The 19,505-nt window shown below is 73.8% G+C and carries 17 protein-coding genes; 7 read left to right on the top strand and 10 right to left on the bottom strand.

Annotated elements, in window-relative coordinates:
• Positions 1–76 precede the first annotated feature (76 nt).
• Positions 77–2,362, top strand: coding sequence for an immune inhibitor A domain-containing protein (locus AC3ANM_RS19340; RefSeq protein ID WP_488286037.1), 2,286 nt, complete (start codon positions 77–79; stop codon positions 2,360–2,362).
• A 186-nt stretch (positions 2,363–2,548) separates the two neighbouring features.
• Here the strand turns inward: AC3ANM_RS19340 and AC3ANM_RS19345 are convergent, their stop codons facing one another.
• The gene (locus AC3ANM_RS19345; RefSeq protein WP_488286038.1) at positions 2,549–2,995 is read right to left on the bottom strand and encodes a hypothetical protein; all 447 of its coding nucleotides are present in this window, start codon (positions 2,993–2,995) and stop codon (positions 2,549–2,551) included.
• 175 nt (positions 2,996–3,170) lie between these two features.
• The gene (locus AC3ANM_RS19350; protein WP_488286039.1) at positions 3,171–3,959 is read right to left on the bottom strand and encodes a thioesterase family protein; all 789 of its coding nucleotides are present in this window, start codon (positions 3,957–3,959) and stop codon (positions 3,171–3,173) included.
• 139 nt (positions 3,960–4,098) lie between these two features.
• Between AC3ANM_RS19350 and AC3ANM_RS19355 the strand changes: the two genes are divergently transcribed.
• The 6 genes from AC3ANM_RS19355 (at position 4,099) to AC3ANM_RS19380 (ending at position 13,008) form a co-directional block, all read left to right on the top strand.
• The gene (locus tag AC3ANM_RS19355; protein ID WP_488286040.1) at positions 4,099–5,658 is read left to right on the top strand and encodes a phytoene desaturase family protein; all 1,560 of its coding nucleotides are present in this window, start codon (positions 4,099–4,101) and stop codon (positions 5,656–5,658) included.
• A gap of 57 nt (positions 5,659–5,715) precedes the next feature.
• Positions 5,716–7,053: a type I glutamate--ammonia ligase gene (gene glnA, locus AC3ANM_RS19360; protein WP_488286041.1), complete on the top strand. Its 1,338-nt coding sequence runs from the start codon at positions 5,716–5,718 to the stop codon at positions 7,051–7,053.
• A gap of 117 nt (positions 7,054–7,170) precedes the next feature.
• Positions 7,171–10,236: a bifunctional [glutamine synthetase] adenylyltransferase/[glutamine synthetase]-adenylyl-L-tyrosine phosphorylase gene (locus tag AC3ANM_RS19365; RefSeq protein WP_488286042.1), complete on the top strand. Its 3,066-nt coding sequence runs from the start codon at positions 7,171–7,173 to the stop codon at positions 10,234–10,236.
• A gap of 86 nt (positions 10,237–10,322) precedes the next feature.
• Complete coding sequence (locus AC3ANM_RS19370) at positions 10,323–11,252, top strand: universal stress protein (protein ID WP_488286043.1); 930 nt, start codon at positions 10,323–10,325, stop codon at positions 11,250–11,252.
• A gap of 110 nt (positions 11,253–11,362) precedes the next feature.
• Complete coding sequence (locus tag AC3ANM_RS19375; protein WP_488286044.1) at positions 11,363–12,322, top strand: universal stress protein; 960 nt, start codon at positions 11,363–11,365, stop codon at positions 12,320–12,322.
• Positions 12,319–13,008: a response regulator gene (locus tag AC3ANM_RS19380; protein ID WP_488286045.1), complete on the top strand. Its 690-nt coding sequence runs from the start codon at positions 12,319–12,321 to the stop codon at positions 13,006–13,008. Before AC3ANM_RS19375 ends, AC3ANM_RS19380 begins: the two co-directional genes overlap by 4 nt.
• A gap of 131 nt (positions 13,009–13,139) precedes the next feature.
• Here AC3ANM_RS19380 and AC3ANM_RS19385 read toward each other — a convergent pair whose 3' ends face one another.
• The 8 genes from AC3ANM_RS19385 to AC3ANM_RS19420 form a co-directional block, all read right to left on the bottom strand.
• The gene (locus AC3ANM_RS19385; protein WP_488286046.1) at positions 13,140–13,463 is read right to left on the bottom strand and encodes an SHOCT domain-containing protein; all 324 of its coding nucleotides are present in this window, start codon (positions 13,461–13,463) and stop codon (positions 13,140–13,142) included.
• A gap of 20 nt (positions 13,464–13,483) precedes the next feature.
• On the bottom strand, positions 13,484–13,978 hold the full coding sequence (locus tag AC3ANM_RS19390) for a dsRBD fold-containing protein (protein WP_488286047.1): 495 nt from the start codon (positions 13,976–13,978) through the stop codon (positions 13,484–13,486).
• Between the two features lie 2 nt (positions 13,979–13,980).
• A complete protein-coding gene (locus AC3ANM_RS19395) occupies positions 13,981–14,493 on the bottom strand; it encodes an Hsp20/alpha crystallin family protein (RefSeq protein ID WP_488286048.1) in 513 nt (170 codons plus the stop codon).
• A 167-nt stretch (positions 14,494–14,660) separates the two neighbouring features.
• Positions 14,661–14,924, bottom strand: coding sequence for a hypothetical protein (locus AC3ANM_RS19400; RefSeq protein WP_488286049.1), 264 nt, complete (start codon positions 14,922–14,924; stop codon positions 14,661–14,663).
• Positions 14,925–15,113: 189 nt separating this feature from the next.
• Positions 15,114–15,986, bottom strand: coding sequence for an ABC transporter permease subunit (locus AC3ANM_RS19405; RefSeq protein WP_488286050.1), 873 nt, complete (start codon positions 15,984–15,986; stop codon positions 15,114–15,116).
• Positions 15,983–16,963, bottom strand: coding sequence for an ABC transporter ATP-binding protein (locus AC3ANM_RS19410; RefSeq protein WP_488286051.1), 981 nt, complete (start codon positions 16,961–16,963; stop codon positions 15,983–15,985). The genes AC3ANM_RS19405 and AC3ANM_RS19410 overlap by 4 nt, the downstream gene beginning before the upstream one ends.
• A gap of 11 nt (positions 16,964–16,974) precedes the next feature.
• Positions 16,975–17,865 carry a universal stress protein gene (locus AC3ANM_RS19415; protein ID WP_488286052.1) on the bottom strand — a complete coding sequence of 297 codons (891 nt, stop codon included), beginning with the start codon at positions 17,863–17,865 and terminating at the stop codon, positions 16,975–16,977.
• A gap of 183 nt (positions 17,866–18,048) precedes the next feature.
• Positions 18,049–19,425, bottom strand: coding sequence for an MBL fold metallo-hydrolase RNA specificity domain-containing protein (locus AC3ANM_RS19420; protein WP_488286053.1), 1,377 nt, complete (start codon positions 19,423–19,425; stop codon positions 18,049–18,051).
• Positions 19,426–19,505: the final 80 nt, after the last annotated feature.

The raw sequence follows: 19,505 nt of genomic DNA on the forward strand, positions 1-19,505 counted from the left end.
TGCGTTGCATGTGAGCATCCCCACTTGTGCGTCCAGAAAACGTGCGCACGTGTTGTGGGGACTCCCAGGAGGATTTGTGAGACGACGCAGTTGGAGTGTCCTGTCGGGGGTGGCTGTCGCCGCCGTCGCCATGGCCACCGTCCAGGCACCCGCGCAGGCGATCCCGGCGCAGGCCGACCCCGAGCCGCAGAGCTCGACCCACCAGCAGGACAACCTGACCAGCCCGATGGGGCAGCAGCAGGACACCCTGCGCGAGGAGGCGGTCACAAAGCTCGTCAAGGGCGAGGCGACCCTCGAGACCCGGAACGGCCACCGCGTCATCCGGGTGCCCAAGGGCAAGTACGGCAAGAAGGACAAGTTCGTCCAGTACGACGTCAACCGTGAGGAGTCGATCTTCACGGTCCTCACCAACTTCGGGACGCAGACCGACCCGCGCTTCGACTCCACGCCCGGCCCGGTGCGCAACAGCATCCCGTCGCCGGACCGCAACTGGGACGGCAGCACGGCCGACGACAACTCGACGTACTGGACCCAGGACTTCAACCGCCAGCACTACCTGGACATGATGTTCGGGGCCACGGACTCGTTCAAGGACTTCTACACCAAGCAGTCCAACGGCCGGTTCCTCGCCAAGGGCGACGTCAGCGACTGGGTCACGGTGCCCTTCAACGAGGCCCGCTACGGCGCCAAGAACAACGCCGACGGCTACTGGAACTACATCAAGGACACCGCCGCGGCGTGGTACGCCGACCAGGTCAAGCAGGGCAAGTCCCTGGCCGACATCAAGGCCTACCTGGCGCAGTTCGACAAGGTCGACCGCTACGACTACGACCACGACGGCAACTTCAACGAGCCCGACGGCTACATCGACCACTTCCAGGCGATCCACGCCGGTGCGGGCGAGGAGGCCGGCGGTGGTGCCCAGGGCGCCAACGCCATCTGGTCGCACCGCTGGTACGCCTACTCCACCAACGCCGGCAAGACCGGCCCTGCCGGCAACCTGCTCGGCGGCGTGCCGCTGGGTGACTCCGGCCTGTGGATCGGTGACTACACGACCGAGCCCGAGAACGGTGGCCTCGGCGTGTTCGCCCACGAGTTCGGCCACGACCTCGGTCTGCCGGACCTCTACGACACCAACGGTGGCGACAACGGCACCGGCTTCTGGACCATCATGAGCGGCGGCTCGTGGCTCAACGACGGCACCGACTCGATCGGCACCAAGCCGGGCTACGAGGCGGCCTGGGAGAAGCTGCAGCTCGGCTGGCTGGACTACCAGAAGGTCGACTACGGCACGAACACCAAGGTCAAGCTCGGCCCGGCCGACCGCGACGGCAAGAACACGCCGCAGGCGATCCTGGTCAACCTGCCCGACAAGGACGTGCACACCGACTACAACACGCCCCACTCGGGTGCCACCGAGTGGTGGGGTGGTTCGGCGGACGGCCTCAACACCACGCTGACCCGCGCCATCGACCTGACCTCGGCGAGCACCGCCTCGCTGACGACGGCCGCCTGGTACGACATCGAGGACGGCTACGACTTCCTCTCCGGTGAGGTCTCCACCGACGGTGGCACGACGTGGGCCGACGCGGCCCCGCCGGTCACCGGCACCAGCACGGACTGGACCACGCTGACCTACGACCTGTCCAAATGGGCCGGCCAGAAGGTCCTGTTCCGCTTCCGTTACGCCACCGACGGCGGTGTCCACCTCAAGGGTCCGTTCCTGGACGACATCACCGTCACGGTCAACGGCGCCCCGGTCCTGACCGACGACGTCGAGAACGGCGACAACGGCTGGACGGCCGACGGGTTCACCCGCATGGGTGGCTCGACCGACGTCACGGTGCCGCAGTTCTACCTGGCGGAGAACCGCAACTACGCGGGCTACGACGCCACGCTGAAGACCGGTCCGTACAACTTCGGTGACGCGGCTGCCCACCCCAACTGGGTCGAGCGCTTCCCCTACCAGAACGGCCTGCTCGTCAGCTACGTCGACGGTGAGTTCACCGACAACAACACCTCGGTGCACCCCGGCCACGGCCAGGTGCTCCAGGTCGACGCCCGCCCGACCCCGGTGACCTTCGCCGACGGTCGCATGCTCGGCAACCGGCGCCAGCCGTTCGACGCGACCTTCGGCCAGGAGGCGACCGACGCGGTCACCTTCCACCGCCTGGGCGTGCCGACCACGGTCGCCTCGCAGCCGGCGATCCCGACGTTCGACGACTCGGACCCGATGCGCTACTGGTCGGCCAAGAACCCGTGGAACTCGGTGCAGGTCGCCGGCACCGGCACCCGCATGACCGTCGCCGACACCAGCAGCAACGGTGACGACATGTCGGTCTGGGTGACCTTCGCCAAGTAGTCGCCCACCGGCACGACGCAAGGCCCCCGGGGTTCAACCCCGGGGGCCTTGCGCATGCCCCGGTGGCGACCACGCGGCATACCTCGTCCTGCAGGGCAGAGGGGTATGCCGGGTGGTCACCGCCGCGGTCGGGTCCGGCCGCAGCCGTCCGTCACAGCCCCAGGGGGCGCGACGTCGGGTGCGGCTCTAGGGGAAAAGCGGGATCAGCGGGGGACGCGACGTCGGGCTGGTGCTCGGCGAAGGGGACGGGTGCGTCGAGGGCCGGGGCGCGGAGGGTGCCTCGGCCGTGGTGGGCGCGCTCGAAGCGTGGGTGGAGACCGGGGCGGGCTGGGCCTGCTCGCGGTGGTGCGTGGTGGTGGCGGGGGCCGAGGTCACCGCCGCCGTGTGCTTCTTGTGCGCCGGCTTCTTCACCGGGGCCGACGTGGTCGAGGCGACCGGGTCCGGCACGGGTGACAGGTGCGCGGTCTCGGCGGTGTGCGGCCGGGTCACCGCCACGACGGCGGCGCCGCCGATGACACCGCCGAGCAGGCTCACCAGGATGATGACGCCGAGCTTGCCCTGGGGGGTCAGCATCCAGCCGGGCACGGCCATCACGGGCCGGTCGGGGACCCGGATGCGCGAGAGGTCAGGCATCCGGAGGGGGGAGCCGGCCGGGACCCGGATGCGCGAGAGCGCAGGCAGGCGAAGGCGCGACCAGTTGGGAAGCGGCACGTGAGGAAACCCCTGTCATCCATCGTGAATGGCGCATCGTGAATGGCGTCGGGTGAGTATGTCGCGTTTGTGGTGATAAGGCCCACTCGGGGTGGGCTCAGCCGCGGGGTCCCACCACGAGGTTCTGGCCCACGTGGCCGAACACCCCGGACCGGTCGTGCAGCGTGGTCAGCGTCAGGCCGGTGCCCGTGCCGGCGAGCCGGGTCCGGGCGTCCAGCAGCAGCCAGTCGTCGGCCGGCGCGCGCAGCAGCTGGACGTCCAGGCTGACGTTGACGAAGGACCAGTCCGCCCAGTCCAGCTCGGCCGAGACGCCGCTGCCGGAGTCGCCGATGAGGACGGCCCGCTGCAGGCCGGAGGGCTCCTCGCCGGGCACGAGGGGCACCAGGGGCCGGGCCCAGACCTGCGCCGGGCCCGGCTCGTGCGCGGAGCCCAGGACGGTCCGCCACTCGATGTGCTCGATGTAGGGGAAGTCCCACAGGTCGAAGGCCTTGACCTCCTCCGGACCCGGCAGGCCGGCGTCCGGGCCGGGCACCACCGGGACGGAGCCGTCGGGGGAGCGGCGGACCAGCCAGACGCTGCCGCGCAGCGCGGTGCGGCCGTCCTGCTCGAGGTGGACGTCGACGAGGGTGACGCTGCGGCCCGCCCGGACGACCTCGCCGGTGACCCGGACCGGGTCGGTCGTCACCGGGCCGAAGAAGTCCAGGCTCACCCGCAGCGCGTCCAGGGGCCCCGCGGTGGCCGCGGCGCCGAGGCGCTCGGCCTCGCGCACGACCAGCGCCGACGGCGGCCCGCCGTGCTGCATCGTCGCGGCCCAGGGGCCGACGGTCGCCCGGGTGGGCTGCCAGGTGTGCGGGTCGTCCGTGGGGGTGAAGAAGGAGTCAGCCACGCGGCGAGGTTACCCGCCGGTAACGGGTTTGCCGAGGGGCGGCATCCACCCGTCGGGACGGCCATCACCCGGCGGGGACGTCCCCCCGTCCCACGGACGGACGAGCGGTGCGGGGCCGGCACGCCCTAGGGTCGCGACCGTGACCTACGACGACGTGATCATCGGTGCCGGCCACAACGGGCTCACCGCGGCGGCCTACCTCGCCCGCGCGGGCCGCCGGGTGCTGGTCCTCGAACGCACGGACCACGTCGGGGGCGCGGCGGTGTCCGCCCAGGCGTTCCCCGGCGTCGACGCCCGGCTCTCGCGCTACTCCTACCTCGTCTCGCTCCTGCCGAGGCAGGTCATCAGCGACCTCGGCCTGGACCTGACGCTGGTGCGGCGGCGGTTCTCCTCCTTCACCCCGGTCCCCGGGGCGCCCGAGCGTGGCCTGCTCGTCGACAACGGCGACGAGGCAGCCACCCGCGCGGCGTTCCGCGCGCTGACCGGCTCGGACGCGGAGTACGAGCAGTGGCAACGGTTCTACGGCCGCATGCACGAGCTGGCCCAGCGGATGTTCCCCACCGTCCTGGAGCCGCTGCGCGCGGCCGCCGACGTGCGCGGCCTCGTCGGTGACGACGAGCTCTGGTCCGCCGTGGCCGAGCGGCCGCTGGGTGAGGTCCTGCGGGACACCTTCACCGACGACACGGTGCGCGGCATCGTGGCCACAGACGCCCTCATCGGCACCTTCGCCGACCTCGACGAGGACTCCCTGGCCCAGAACCGGTGCTTCCTCTACCACCTCATCGGCGGCGGCACCGGCGACTGGGACGTGCCCGTCGGGGGGATGGGCGCGGTCACCGGCGCCCTGGCCCGGGCCGCCCTCGACGCCGGCGCCACCGTGACCACCAGCGCCGACGTCGTGGCGCTCGACCCGGACGGCACCGTCACGTGGCGTGGTGCCGACGGCCTCGAGCACGAGGTCACCGCCTCCGGCTCGGTCCTGGCCAACGTCGCCCCCGTCGTCCTCAACCGGCTGCTCGCCGCGACCGGCGCCGCCCCCGTCGCGACCGAGGAGGCCCCCGAGGGGTCCCAGCTCAAGGTCAACATGCTCCTGTCGCGGCTTCCCCGGCTGCGCGACGCCGCGGTCGACCCCGCCGGCGCGTTCGCCGGCACGTTCCACATCAACGAGGGCTGGGAGCAGCTCCAGCAGACGTATGCCGCGGCCGCCCGCGGCGAGGTGCCCGAGCTGCCGCCGTGCGAGATCTACTGCCACAGCCTCTCCGACCGCAGCATCCTCGGCCCGGACCTGGCCGCCTCCGGCGCCCAGACGCTGACCCTCTTCGGCCTGCACATGCCCGCCCGGCTGTTCCGCCACGACAACGAGGCGCGCCGGGAGGAGGCGCTGCAGGCCACCCTGCGGTCGCTGAACTCCGTTCTCGCCGAACCGATCGAGGACGTCCTGCTCCGCGACGGCGAGGGCAACCTGTGCCTGGAGGCCCGCACCCCGCTGGACCTCGAGGCCGACCTCGGGCTGCCCGCCGGCAACATCTTCCACCGCTCGCTGCAGTGGCCCTGGGCGGAGACCGACGGTGAGGTGGGCACCTGGGGCGTCGAGACGGCATACGAGAAGGTGCTCGTCTGCGGCGCGGGGGCGCGCCGCGGTGGCGGCGTCAGCGGCATCCCCGGCCACAACGCCGCCCAGGCGGTCCTGGCGCACTGAGCGCCCGGGCCGTGTCACGTAACACTCCGGAAACCCGTTTGAGGCAGGATCGACACCATGGATCGTCAGCAGGAGTTCGTCCTCCGCACCATCGAGGAGCGGGACATCCGCTTCGTGCGGCTGTGGTTCACCGACGTGCTCGGCACCCTGAAGTCCGTGGCGGTCGCCCCGGCCGAGCTCGAGGGTGCCTTCGCGGAAGGGATCGGCTTCGACGGCAGCGCGATCGAGGGCTTCGCCCGGGTCTACGAGGCCGACATGCTCGCCAAGCCGGACCCCAGCACCTTTCAGGTGCTGCCGTGGCGCGGCGAGAGCCCCGGCACCGCGCGGATGTTCTGCAACCTCACGCTGCCGGACGGCTCGCCGAGCTTCGCCGACAGCCGGCACGTGCTGCAGCGGGCGCTGTCCAAGGCCGCTGACCTCGGGTTCACCTTCTACACCCACCCCGAGATCGAGTTCTTCCTCTTCGAGCGGCCCATGAGCAAGGGGCAGCCGCCGGTGCCGGTCGACCAGGGCGGCTACTTCGACCACGTGCCGCACGGCACCGCCCACGACTTCCGCCGCGCGGCGATCACCATGCTGGAGAACATGGGCATCTCGGTGGAGTTCAGCCACCACGAGATGGGCCCGGGGCAGAACGAGATCGACCTGCGCTACGCCGACGCGCTCTCGACCGCGGACAACATCATGACCTTCCGCACGGTCATCAAGGAGGTCGCGCTCGAGCAGGACATCTACGCCTCGTTCATGCCCAAGCCGCTGACCGACCAGCCCGGGTCGGGCATGCACACCCATCTGTCGCTGTTCGAGGGCGACCGCAACGCCTTCTACGAGGCCGGCGCGCCCTACCAGCTGAGCAAGGTGGGCCGGCAGTTCATCGCCGGCCTGCTGCGCCACGGCGCCGAGATCACCGCCGTGACCAACCAGTGGGTCAACTCGTACAAGCGCCTGTGGGGCGGTGGCGAGGCGCCGGCCTACATCTGCTGGGGCCACAACAACCGCAGCGCCCTGATCCGGGTGCCGATGTACAAGCCGTCCAAGGGGCAGAGCACCCGCATCGAGGTCCGCTCGCTGGACTCGGCGTGCAACCCCTACCTGGCGTTCGCGGTGCTGCTCACCGCCGGCCTCAAGGGCATCGAGGAGGGCTACGACCTGCCCGACGAGGCCGAGGACGACGTGTGGACCCTCACCGACTCCGAGCGCCGGGCCATGGGCATCCAGCCGCTGCCGACCTCGCTGCACTCGGCGATCGCGCTGATGGAGCGCTCCGACCTGGTCGCCGAGGCGCTGGGGGAGCACGTCTTCGACTTCTTCCTGCGCAACAAGCGGGCCGAGTGGGACGACTACCGCAACCAGGTCACGCCGTTCGAGCTCGAGCGCTACCTGCCCCGCCTCTGAGCCGACCTGGTCGGCTTCGGTGAAGGGTTGACCACACCCGGGTGTGGTCAACCCTTCACCACGTGGGTGTGATCGCCACTACCGCGAGGCTCGCTGCGCCTGGAATAGGTTGGTGCCATGAGCACCTCCTCGCGGGCCACCAGCAGGGCCGGCAGCCTGGCCCGCCTGGGCTTCGCCGAGCCGGCCCGGGCCGAGCAGCTGCTCTCCGACCCGGCGCTGGCCGGGCTCACCGACCCCTTCGACGACGTCTTCGCCGACGGCCTGCCCGATGCGCTGGGTCAGGTCGCCGACCCCGACCTCGCGCTGCTCGGCCTGGTCCGGCTGATGGAGGCGCTGCGGGCGACCGACCCCGACCACGAGGACGGCAGCCCCGAGGTCCGCGACCTGCTGGCGGCCCTGCGCCACGCCGGGCCGGCCCGCGACCGGCTGCTGGCGCTGCTCGGCTCGTCCTCGGCCCTCATCGACCACCTGGTCAGCCACCCCGGCGACTGGGTCTACGCGGCCGAGGCCGGCCGGCGCACCCCGCAGCAGCGGCGCGCGTCCATGGTCCTGGCGGTGACCGAGCGCGGTGGGCGGACGGCATACGACGCCTTGCGCGTGGCCTATCGGCGCGAGCTGCTCGGCATCGCCGCCCTCGACCTGACCGCCGACGACCCCGTGGTCGAGCTGCCGTTCACCGCGCAGGCGCTGGCCGACCTCGCCGACGCCGCGCTCGAGGCCGCCCTGACCATCGCCCGTGAGGAGGCCGGGGCCGAGGGCGAGGACCCCGGCTGCCGGTTCGCCGTCATCGGCATGGGCAAGGCCGGAGGGCGCGAGCTGAACTATGTCAGCGACGTCGACGTCATCTTCGTCGCCGAGCCGGCCGAGGGTGCCGACGAGGACGCGGCGCTGGCCTGGGCCACGCAGCTGGCGACCGGCCTGATGCGGGCCTGCTCGGCCTCGACGCCGGAGGGCACGCTCTGGCCGGTCGACGCCGCCCTGCGCCCCGAGGGCAAGCGGGGCCCGCTGGTGCGCACGGTCGCCAGCCACCGGCACTACTACGAGCGCTGGGCCAAGACCTGGGAGTTCCAGGCGCTGCTCAAGGCGCGTCCGGTCGCGGGGGACCCCGACCTCGGCCGGGAGTACATGGACGCCGTCCGGCCGCTGGTGTGGCAGGCGGCGAGCCGGGACAACTTCGTCGAGGACGTACAGGCCATGCGCCGCCGGGTCGAGGACCACGTGCCCCCGGCCGAGGCCCCCCGCCAGCTCAAGCTCGGGCCGGGCGGCCTGCGCGACGTCGAGTTCAGCGTGCAGCTGCTCCAGCTCGTGCACGGCCGGGCCGACGAGACCCTGCGCTCCGGGACCACCCTGGAGGCCCTGGCCGCGCTGTCGCTCGGGGGCTACGTCGGCCGCGACGACGCCGCGGTGCTCGATGAGTCCTACCGGCTGCTGCGCACCCTCGAGCACCGCATCCAGCTCTTCCGGCTGCGCCGGACCCACCTGATGCCGACCGCCGAGCCGGACCTGCGGCGCCTCGGCCGCGCCATCGGCCACCGTCGCGAGCCGGCGAAATCCGTGGTGGCGCAATGGCAGCAGCAGGCCCGCGAGGTCCGCCGACTGCACGAGCGGCTGTTCTACCGGCCGCTGCTCACGGCGGCGGCCCGGCTCAGCTCCGCCGAGTCGCGGCTGACCCCCGAGGCGGCCGTCGCCCGGCTGGCCGCCCTCGGCTTCCGCGACCCCGCCGGCGCCCTGCGCCACCTCGAGGCCCTGACCACCGGGGTGAGCCGGCGCGCGGCAATCCAGCGCACCCTGCTGCCGGTCATGCTCCAGTGGTTCGCCGACGAGGCCGACCCCGATGCCGGGCTGCTGTCCTTCCGCCGGATCAGCGAGTCCCTCGGCACCACCCACTGGTACCTCAAGATGCTCCGCGACGAGGGCAGTGCCGCCGAGCGCCTCGCTCACGTCCTGGCACGCAGCCGGTTCGCCGCCGACCTGCTGACCCGCGCGCCGGAGTCGGTGGCGATCCTCGGCGACGCCGGCGGGCTGACCCCGCGCAGCCGCGAGGCCCTGCTCACGACGATGGGCGCCGCGGTCAAGCGGCACACGACGTTCGAGGACGCCATGAACGCGGCCCGCGTGGTGCGCCGCCAGGAGCTGTTCCGTATCGCGGTCGCGGACCTCACCGGTCAGCTCGACCTCGCGGGGGTCGGCCGGGCGCTGACGGACCTGACCGCGGCCACGCTGCAGGCGGCGCTCGACGTCGCCGTCGCCAAGGTGGAGGCCGACCGCGGCGGCCCGCTCGGGACCCGGCTGCTCGTCGTCGGCATGGGCCGGCTCGGCGGTGGGGAGATGGGCTACGGCTCCGACGCCGACGTGATGTTCGTCCACCAGCCGATCGAGGGGGTGGGGGAGGAGGAGGCGCAGAGCGCCGCGACCCTGGTGGTGCAGGAGGTGCGCCGCATGCTCGGCGCCGCCGGGCCCGACCCGGCGCTGGTCGTCGACGCCGACCTGCGGCCCGAGGGCAAGGCCGGCCCGCTGGCGCGCAGCCTGGACTCCTACCGCGCCTACTACGAGCGGTGGTCACTGACCTGGGAGCGGCAGGCCCTGCTGCGTGCCGCACCCGTGGCCGGCGACGCCGACCTGGGCCGGGCCTTCCTGGAGCTGGTCGACCCCGTGCGCTGGCCCGAGGGCGGGCTGCCGGTGTCCGCCGTCCGCGACATCCGAACCCTCAAGGCGCGGATGGAGTCCGAGCGGCTGCCGCGCGGCGGGGACCCGCGCACCCACTTCAAGCTCGGCCTGGGCGGCCTGTCCGACGTGGAGTGGACGGTGCAGCTGGTGCAGCTGCAGCACGCCCACGACGTGCCGTCGCTGCGCACCCCGGGCACGCTGGAGGCCCTCGGCGCGGCGGAGGCGGCGGGACTGCTGCCCGCCGACGACGCCGAGGCGCTGCGCCGCGCCTGGACGTTCACCTCCGGGCTGCGCAACGCCGCGGTGCTCTGGCGCGGCCGGCCGGTCGACTCGCTGCCCAGCGACCTGCGCGACGCCGACGGGATCGGGCGGATCGTGGGTCGACGGCCGGCCACCGGCCACGAGCTCGACGAGGCCTACCGACGGGTGGCCCGGCGGGCGCGCAAGGTGGTCGTGCAGCACTTCTACGAGTCCGGACCGGAGGAGGTCCCGGGGGCCGGGGACCAAAGACCCTGACCCCACCGGGGGCCGGGCCGCGACCATCGGAGCGACCGCAGCACGCGGTCCGCCCATGGGCAGCCGACGACCGTGAGGACGGTGTCATGAACCCAGCCCGGACCGGTCAGGGCACGGTCGTCGTCGGCTGCGACGGGTCGTGGCACAGCCAGCAGGCCGTGCGGGTCGCCACACGGGAGGCCGTGCGGCGCGGCGCGGGGCTGGTCCTGCTCAGCGTCGTGGAGTCGGTGGTGGCCGGTCCGGACCGGTTGCAGGTGCTCGTCCGCGGGGCCGACGACGCGCTCGCCGACGCGATGGCCGTGACCGAGCGGGCCCTGACCGAGGTCGTCGAGATCGCGCCCTCGCTGCCCACCCAGGTCGTCATCGCCGCCGAGCTCACCGCCGGCCAGGTCGCCGAGACCGCCCGCGACGCCGGGCTGCTGGTCCTCGGCCGGCACGGCGTCCACGGCCAGCTTGCCTTTTCCCTCGGTTCGACCAGCGCGGAGCTGGCCCGCATGTTCACCTGCCCGGTGCTGGTGGCGACCGACGTCGCCCAGCGCCCGCTGCCGGAGGGCAGCGAGCCGCCGGTGGTCGTCGTCGGGCTGGACGCCGGGAGGGACAGCGCCCGCGTCTTCGGCATCGCCGCGCAGGAGGCGGCCGCTCGCAGTGCCCGGCTTGTCGCCGTGCACGCGCTGCCCCCCGGGCGCGGGAGCGCGCGCTCGGACCTGGCGGCCGGCTGGCGCCACGTGCACGAGGCCATGCGCTCGGTCCGGATGCCCGAGGGAGTGCCCTCCCGGCTGGTCATCACCCGCGACGACCCGGTCACGGCGCTGCTGCTGCGCGCCCGGGCCGGCGACCTGCTGGTGGTCGGCACCAAGGCCGGCGGCCGGCTGGCCGGCCTCGTCGCCGGGTCGGTCAGCCGTGGCGTCCTCGACAGCATGCCCTGCGACGTGCTCGTCGTGACCCCGCCGCGCGAGGCCCCGGACGACCGGCCCGGGCTGGCCATGGCCGGCACCGACCCCGCCTCACGGCCGTGAGCGGCCGCGCTGACGGGACCCGCATCCTGGCCGTGACGCGCCGACCGACCCCGACCCCTGCGTCGACCCCGACCCGTCCGCCGACCCTGACCGCCTGAGGAGGAGCCGCCGTGAGCACCCATGACCCGCGCCGCGACGTCGCCGTCGGCTACGACGGCTCGGTCCCGGCCCTCGCCGCCCTCGAGTGGGCCGCAGCCGAGGCCGTGCACCGCGGCTCCGCGCTGCTCGTGGTCAGCGCGGTCGACCGCCTCGTCCTGCCCTCCGGGGCCATGCAGGGTGCCCCGCTCACCACCGAGGGACGGTATGCCGAGGCGGAGCGGCTCGCCGGGGACGGCGCCGCCTACGCCCTGCGCCTGTTCCCGGGCCTGCACGCCGCGACCGAGGCCGTGATCGGCGGCGCCACCGAGGCGCTGGTGCGGATCTCGCGTGAGGTGGGCCTGGTCGTCGTCGGCAGCCGGGGCCTGGACCCCGCCACGTCGACCCTGCTGGGCTCGGTGGCCTACGGCGTCAGCGCCCGGTGCGCCTGCCCCGTGGTCGTCGTGCGGGGCGACGGCCGGCACCGGCCCGGCCCCGACGCGCCGGTCGTCGTCGGCGTGGACGGCACCCCCGTCTCTCTGGAGGCCCTCGACGCCGCGGCCGACGTCGCGGCAGCCGCCGGGGCGACGCTGGACGTGGTCTGTGCCTGGCACCCGCCGCCGGCCTCCTGGGTCTCGATGTTCTGGGAGGTCCTCGGCGACGAGAGCGAGCAGGCCCAGCAGGAACGCCGGCACGCGCAGGAGGTGGTCGCGGCGGCGCGCGAGCAGGCGACAACCCGGCATACCGGTCTGGTCGTGGAGGGGGAGGTCGTGGCCGGACCGCCGGCGCGCGCCATCGTGCGCGCCGCGACTGGTGCCGCCCTGCTGGTCGTCGGCAGCCGCCGGCGCGGGGCGCTGGCGAGCATGGTGCTCGGCTCGGTCGGGCACGGCGTCCTCCACGACGCGAGCTGCCCCGTTCTGGTCGTACACGGGGACGCCGAGCCCTCGGCGGAGCCATCATGGAGCACAGGCACGATGCGAAGAGGTGTGTCATGACGGTCAAGGTGTTCCTCCTCGACGACCACGAGATCGTCCGCCGCGGCCTGCGCGAGCTGCTGGAGATGGAGCCCGACATCGAGGTCGTCGGCGAGTCCGGCTCGGCCCAGGAGGCCACCCGGAGGATCCCCGCGCTGCGGCCCCACGTGGCCCTGCTCGACGCGCGGCTGCCGGACGGGTCCGGGCTGGACGTGTGCCGGGACGTGCGCTCGGTGGACCCCTCGATCCAGGGGCTGATCCTCACCTCGTTCAACGACGAGGACGCGCTGGCGACGGCGATCCTGGCCGGCGCGGCCGGCTACCTGCTCAAGGACATCAAGGGCCAGGACCTGGTGCAGGCGATCCGGCGGGTCGCGGCGGGGGAGCGGCTCATCGACCCGGCCGTGGCGCAGCGGGTGCGGCGCAGCTGGGAGGCCGACCGCGGCGCCGACCCGCGGCTGCGCACGCTGACCCCGCAGGAGCGGCGCATCCTCGAGCACGTCGCCGAGGGCCTGACCAACCGCCAGATCGGCGAGGCGATGTTCCTCGCCGAGAAGACGGTGAAGAACTACATCACCGCGGTGCTGGCCAAGCTCGGCATGGAGCGGCGCACGCAGGCGGCGGTCTTCGCGGCCACGCACCTGGGTCAGGACGAGGCCGGCAACGGCCGCCGGGCCACCCGCAACAACGGGACGTCCACGCCCTGACGACGTTCACGTCCGTGTTCACGTCCGGCTCAGCGGGACGCCGGGCTCAGCGGGACGCCGGGCTCAGCGGGACGCCGGGCTCAGCGGCACCCCGGGCCCGGCGATACGACCTGACGGCAGCGCCGTCCGGCTCAGCGGCGGCGGAGCGCCTCCCTGCCTCTGGCAAGGGCCTCGGCGTCGATCTCGCCCCGCGCGAACCGCTCCTCCAGGATGCGCTCTGCCTCGCTCGGCGGGGCCGGCGGACCGTAGCCCGGTCCGGCGAGCGGGGGAACCGCGTGCGTCCCGCCCGCAACCGACCCGCCCGTGATCGAGACGAACGCGAACACCACGATGGCGAGGAGGGCGACGACCCCGAGCAGCCCGAGGCCGACCGCGAACCAGCCGCCGCCGTGCCAACCCCAACCCATCATCGTGGTCCTCCCGTCGCCGTCGGTGTCGATCGCTGTCGTTGTCACCCTCCGGTGCGCCGCGCGCCTCAGAGGGGGCGCACGAAGGCGTCCTTGCCGGTCGCGGCCTCGATCTCCGACTCGGCTGTCGCCAGCAGGGTGTCGGCCAGGTGGCGCAGGGCCCGCGCGACGGCGACCTCGTCGCCGATCGCGGTCGTCGGGTGGTCGTCGGTGGCCCGGTGGCTGTGCCCCCTGGACGCCATCTTCGTGTCGGGACCGGCGACCAGCACCGCGGTGGCGTCGGTGTCATCCCCCTGCTCGTACAGGGAGATGGTCACCTGCCACTGCTTCAGCGGCGTCCGGGGCTCGGGCGCGCCGCCGCCCCGGTGGTGCAGGTCCTCGTCGGGGGCGTGGACGATGGCGTCCGGGCCCGGGAACACCAGCGCCGTGTGCCCGTCGCTCCAGCGCACGAGGTAGGGCGGTTCGCCGCCCGCGCCACGCACCTCGAGGATCTCGCCGTCGCGGACCGCGCCCTCGGTGCGGTTCGCCGCCAGGATGAGCCGGTCCCCCTTGTGGCCCTTCATCGTCAGCCCTCTGCCCGGTGGACGTGGATCTCCCGGGTCTCGGCGGCCGGCGCCGGTGCGGGGACGCGCACCTCGAGGATGCCGTCGCGGTAGGTCGCGGCGATCGCGTCCGGGTCGATGCCCCGGGGCACGTGCAGGCGACGGGTGAGGGTGCCGTAGTGGAACTCGCTGCGGCGGGTGCCCTCGGACTCCTCGGTGCGCTGGTCGCGGCGCTCGGCGTGGATGGTCAGGACGTCGTCCTCGAGGGTCACCCGGACGTCCTTGTCGGGGTCGATGCCGGGCAGCTCCGCCCGCACCACGATCTCGCCGTCCTCGCTGGTCTCCTCGATCCGGATCAGGCCGGTCGTCCGCTCCATCAGGTCGCTCCACTCGTGACTGAGCAGGTCGGCGAGGGGCCACCCCATCCGGAAGTCCTCGAACGAGCGCAGGCGCTGGGCCAGCGCCGAGCCCGGCGCGCCGGCCCTGGACTCGGACTTGGCCTCGGCCTTGGTGGCACGGGCAGCTGTCTTGGGCATCCTGGTCTCCTCAGGGGTCGGTCCTCGGCTGTTCGTCACCAGCCTTGTCCGGGCCCCTGAGGGGCTTTAGAGGCAAAGGTCCTGCCGGGGCCGGGGCGGCCTGCGGGGTGCGCCGCTGCGGCTCGGTCGGGGGCGCGGATCACGCTGCGGCGCAGCGTGATCCGGGTTCAGGCGCGGCGGCGGGGCATCCCCAGCCTGGCGCGCGCCATGCTGTCGGCCGCGTCCGCGAGGCCCGCGCGCACCCCGGCGCGCAGCAGCTCGTCGCGACAGCGCAGGACGCAGGAGATCACCGTGCCGGCCGACCGGAGCGGGTAGGCCTCGCGGACGAGCACCTCGGTGACGTCGGTGAGGTGACGGCGCTCGTCCTTGATCAGGTCGGCGAAGTCGCGGAACGCGGTGGGCCGGGTGGCGTGAACGGTGCCATGGGGCATGCTGCGAGACGTCCTTCGTGGCGTCCCCTGCCCTCACCCGCCTCCGCTGACGGGCGTTCCGGTGTCCCGTCATCTTCCTCCGGACCCGGTGGGGACAAAAGGGGGACAAGGTCCCTTTTCACTCCGTGGACGGCCAGCGGGCCCGCTCGGAGGCCCCGGAACGGGTGCCCCGGATCGGGCACCCGGGTCTCACTTCGTGCGCAGGTCCCGGCGGTGCAGGGCGAAGGCGGCGGCGGCGACCAGCAGCACCGTCACCGCCAGGAGGGCCAGGGCCCCTCCGCGGTCGAACCCGTGGGCCAGGGGCCGGCCGCTGAGGGCCCAGTGGAAGGGGGACCAGCGCTGCCACGGCTTGAGCCAGTCGGCCAGGGGACCCAGCACCTCGACGAGGAAGGCCACCAGCGCCAGCCCGATCGCCGACCCGGTCGCCGCGCCGCGGTGGCCGGTCAGGGCTCCCACGGCCAGGGCCAGGGCGCCGAACAGCAGCGCCAGCAGGCAGGACATGGCGGTCGCGGCGACGAGGTTGCCGGTGTCGACCTGCAGGTCGACCACTCCCGCCCCGATGCGCAGGGTGACCAGCAGCGCGCCGGCGACCGCGAGGACCCCGAGCACCATGGCCGCGGCCTTGCCGGCGAGGACCGCACCGCGGGACAGCGGCAGCGAGAAGAGCAGGTCGGCCGTGCCGCGCTCCTCCTCCCCGGCGGTGGCAGCGGCCCCGGCCCCGGCGGCAACGGAGATCAGGACGATCGGGACCATGATCGAGAACAGCTCGGCGTGCAGGTAGCCCGGGCCGGTGGCGTAGTCCTCGAGGCCGAAGGCCTGGCGCAGCCCCTCGGGATACTGCGCCAGGAAGTCCTGCATGGCCTGTTGCGAGCTGGCGACAGAGGGGTAGACCGACAGCTGGAGCACGGCGAGCAGGACGACGCCCAGTCCCCAGGCCAGCAACGAGTGCCAGCGCTCGACGAGGGTGCGCCGGGTCAGCACCAGCATCTGGTGCAGGGCGGTCGGCGTGACCAGCTCGTGCTGGGTGGTGCTGGGCATCACCGGCTGCGTGGCGGCGCTCATGGTGCGCTCCCGGGGGTGTCGGGGCTGGGTGCCGACGGCTGGCCGGTGGCGCCGGAGACGTAGCCGACGAAGGCGTCCTCCAGGTCGGGCTCGTGCGTGTGCACGTCCAGGACGCCGTGGGCGGAGGCGACCCTGAGCAGCTCGGTGAGCGTGCCGGTCACGGTGCAGCTGGCCCGGCCGTCGACCAGGCGCAGGTCGCTGACCCCCGGCACACCTGCCAGCTCGCCGGGCGCCGGGCCGGGGAAGTCCAGGTCGATGCGGCGCCGGGCATGTCCGCGCAGGGCCTCGATGTCATCGACCACCAGCAGGTGTCCGCGAGCGACGATCGCGGCCCGGTCGGCGATCTGCTCCACCTCGGCGAGCACGTGCGAGGACAGGAAGACCGTCGCCCCGCGGTCGACGCACTCGCGCAGCACCGCATGGAACTGCACCTGCACCATCGGGTCCAGGCCGCTGGTCGGCTCGTCCAGGACGAGCAGGTCGGGCTCGTGCATCAACGCCTGGATGAGCCCGAGCTTCTGCCGGTTCCCCCGGGAGAGGTCGCGCACGCGGGGCCGCAGGTCGAGGTCGAAGCGCTCGGCGAGCGAGCGCCAGGACCGCTCGGGCAGGCCTCCGCGCAGCTCGGCCAGCAGCGCGAGGAGCTGGTGGCCGTGCATCCGCTCCCAGAGGGCCAGGTCGCCGGGGACGTAGCCGATGTGCGCCCGGATCCGCGGGCCGGTGCCGACGACGTCCATCCCCATGATCGTGGCGGTGCCGGCGGTGGGGTGGATCAGCCCGAGCAGCATCCGGATCGTCGTGGTCTTGCCGGCGCCGTTGGGGCCGAGGAAGCCGAAGACCTCCCCGACGCGGACCTCCAGGTCGAGGTCCTCGATCCCGACGGCCGTGCCGTAGCGCTTGGTCAGCCCCCGCGTCATCACGGCGAGGGCGGGGGGCGAGGCGACCGGCAACCCGGTCCGCTGGGCGACGGGGCTGCTCATGGTCGCCGCGATCAGGCGAGCGGGACGGCGGAGGAGGTCGGTTCCGTGGCAGTGGCGCGGGCCTCGGTGACCGGCGTGCGGGCGGGGGCCGGCACCTCCGGCGGCAGCACGATGACCGGGCACCTGCCGTGCACGAAGGAGATGTGGTGCAACGCGGCATACGGGAGGACGAGCAGGTCCCGCGACCGGGTGCGGGCCTGGAGCACGTCCCGGGCGTGCCCGGAGACCAGGGACTCGGAGACGCGCACGCTGCCGCCGGAGAGCTGCTCCAGCCGGCGCAGCATCTGGGCGTGGCGGTCGCGGGCCTCCTCACGCACCCGGAGGTCGAGCTCGGGGTAGGAGGGCACGATCGGCTCGAGGTACCAGGAGTCGATGAGGTGCACGTCGGCGTGGTCCCGTCGGGCCTGGGCGACGGCCCAGTGGAAGGTGGACCCATCCGGGTCGAGGGCACCGCTCACCAGCACCCGCTCGACCGGCCCGGGGCCGGCGGCGGGTCCGACGACGGCGACCGGGCACGGCGCGTGACGCACGCAGTAGCGGCTCACGCTGCCGGACATGGCCCCCAGCGCCCCGACGTGGCCGGCGGAGCCGACGACCAGGAGCCGGGACCCGCGGGCTGCCTCGACCAGGGTGGGCCCGGCCCGGCCCTCGAGCATGACGACGGAGGCGTCACCGGGGTCGATCCCGGCCTCGGCCAGCGCGTCCGCCATCAGGGAGGCGCGCTCCGCGGCCGGGGGCATCACCTCGTGCGAGGCGACCCCGGCGTGCCAGACGGTCACCAGCTGGAGCCGGGCACCGGAGCGCCGCGCCTCCTCGGCGGCCCAGCGCAGCGCCGTCGTGGCGCGCGAGGTCAGGTCGCTGCCGACCGTGATCACCGGGCCGGGGACGTCCGGGGTATCCATGGGTGCCTCCAGGTCACGCGGGGGGAGTGTGCCCACGGTCGCCCGCGGGCAGGAGGGGAGGGCAGGGTCGAAGGTCCCCCGGGGTGCCCGGGCGGGGTGCCCGAACCGGGGGCTCAGCCCCGCCACGGCCGCTCGGCCGGGTGCTCAGTCGACGTGCTCAGCCGACGTGCTCAGCCGACGTGCTCAGTCGACCCGGACGCGCTCGCCGAACCGGGGCACGACCGCGGTCCAGTCCAGCTCGTCACGGATCCGCTGGGCCAGGGCCGCGGAGGCCGGCGGCTCGCCGTGCACCACGTAGACGGTCTCCGGCGGCTCGGGCAGCCGGCTCAGCCAGGCCATCAGCTCGCCGGCGTCGGCGTGGACGGAGAACCCGTCGTCCATGACGACCTCGGCGCGGACGGGCACGTAGCGGCCGAACATCTTCAGCTGGCGCGCCCCCTCGGCCAGGTCGCGCCCGCGGGTGCCGACCGCCTGGTAGCCGGTGAGGACCACGGTGTTGCGCCGCTCCGGCAGCAGGTGTCGCAGGTGGTGGACGACCCGGCCGCCGGTGGCCATGCCCGAGGCCGAGACGATCACGCACGGCTCCTGCGGGGAGTTGAGCGCGATGGACTCCTCGACGCTGCGGACGGCGCTGACCCGCGGCAGGTCGAACAGCTCGGGGCCGATGTCGGGGCGCAGCTCCCCCCTCGTGCCCGGACGGCTGTAGACCTCCAGCGCGGCCAGGGCCATGGGGCTGTCGACGAACACGGGCAGGTCGGGGACCTGGCCGCGCCGGCGCAGGTCGCTGATGGCGCGCAGCACCAGCTCGGTGCGGTCGACGGCGAACGCCGGGATGACCACGGCCCCCCGCTGGTCGGCGGCCCGGCGCATCGCCCAGGCCAGCGGGGCGTGCGGCTCCGCGTCGGGCCGGGCGTGGTGCCGGTCGCCGTAGGTGCTCTCGATGACCACGGTGCGCGCCGCCGGCGGGTCCTCGCGGGGCCGCAGCAGCGGGTGCGCGGGCCGGCCGAGGTCGCCGGAGAAGAGCACCCCGGTGCCGCCGAGCTCCACCCGTGGCGAGGCGGACCCGAGGACGTGGCCCGCCCGGCCGAGGCGCAGCGAGACGCCGTCGGCGAGGGGCACCTGCTCGTCGTACCCGCACACGCGCAGTGCCTCGATGGCGCGCTCTGCGTCCGCGCCGTCATACAGGGGCATCGGCTTCTCGTGCCGGGAGTAGCCGGCCTCGCGCGCGTTCTCGGCGTCCTCCTCCTGCAGGTGGGCGCTGTCGCGCAGCACGATCGCCGCCAGCGCGGCCGTGCCCTCGGTGCACCAGGCCGGCCCGGTGAAGCCCTGCCGGACCAGGGCGGGCAGGTAGCCGCAGTGGTCCAGGTGGGTGTGGCTGAGCACCACGTCGCCGATGGAGGCCGGGTCGACGGCGAACGGCTCCCAGTTGCGCCGCCGCCAGTCGCGCTCGCCCTGGTAGAGCCCGCAGTCGACGAGCACCCGCCGACCGTCCCGCTCGAGCAGGAACGCGCTGCCGGTCACCGTGCCGGCGGCGCCGAGGAACGTCAACGTGGTCGTCATGAGCGTCATGGTCCGGGGCCGGGATCGGCGGCGGGGGGCACTTGGTCCTGACCGGCGCCGGGGGACGTTCGGCCCTGACC

Source organism: Oryzihumus sp. JJN4-3R (genome assembly GCF_057747915.1).

What these genes read in the sequence shown, in the direction of transcription:
- AC3ANM_RS19345 (WP_488286038.1), bottom strand. Translation starts at nt 2,995, where the DNA reads ATGCCTGACCTCTCGCGCATCCGGGTCCCCGACCGGCCCGTGATGGCC.
- glnA (WP_488286041.1), top strand. Translation starts at nt 5,716, where the DNA reads ATGGATCGTCAGCAGGAGTTCGTCCTCCGCACCATCGAGGAGCGGGAC.
- AC3ANM_RS19365 (WP_488286042.1), top strand. Translation starts at nt 7,171, where the DNA reads ATGAGCACCTCCTCGCGGGCCACCAGCAGGGCCGGCAGCCTGGCCCGC.
- AC3ANM_RS19370 (WP_488286043.1), top strand. Translation starts at nt 10,323, where the DNA reads ATGAACCCAGCCCGGACCGGTCAGGGCACGGTCGTCGTCGGCTGCGAC.
- AC3ANM_RS19380 (WP_488286045.1), top strand. Translation starts at nt 12,319, where the DNA reads ATGACGGTCAAGGTGTTCCTCCTCGACGACCACGAGATCGTCCGCCGC.
- AC3ANM_RS19390 (WP_488286047.1), bottom strand. Translation starts at nt 13,978, where the DNA reads ATGAAGGGCCACAAGGGGGACCGGCTCATCCTGGCGGCGAACCGCACC.
- AC3ANM_RS19395 (WP_488286048.1), bottom strand. Translation starts at nt 14,493, where the DNA reads ATGCCCAAGACAGCTGCCCGTGCCACCAAGGCCGAGGCCAAGTCCGAG.
- AC3ANM_RS19400 (WP_488286049.1), bottom strand. Translation starts at nt 14,924, where the DNA reads ATGCCCCATGGCACCGTTCACGCCACCCGGCCCACCGCGTTCCGCGAC.
- AC3ANM_RS19405 (WP_488286050.1), bottom strand. Translation starts at nt 15,986, where the DNA reads ATGAGCGCCGCCACGCAGCCGGTGATGCCCAGCACCACCCAGCACGAG.
- AC3ANM_RS19410 (WP_488286051.1), bottom strand. Translation starts at nt 16,963, where the DNA reads ATGAGCAGCCCCGTCGCCCAGCGGACCGGGTTGCCGGTCGCCTCGCCC.
- AC3ANM_RS19415 (WP_488286052.1), bottom strand. Translation starts at nt 17,865, where the DNA reads ATGGATACCCCGGACGTCCCCGGCCCGGTGATCACGGTCGGCAGCGAC.
- AC3ANM_RS19420 (WP_488286053.1), bottom strand. Translation starts at nt 19,425, where the DNA reads ATGACGACCACGTTGACGTTCCTCGGCGCCGCCGGCACGGTGACCGGC.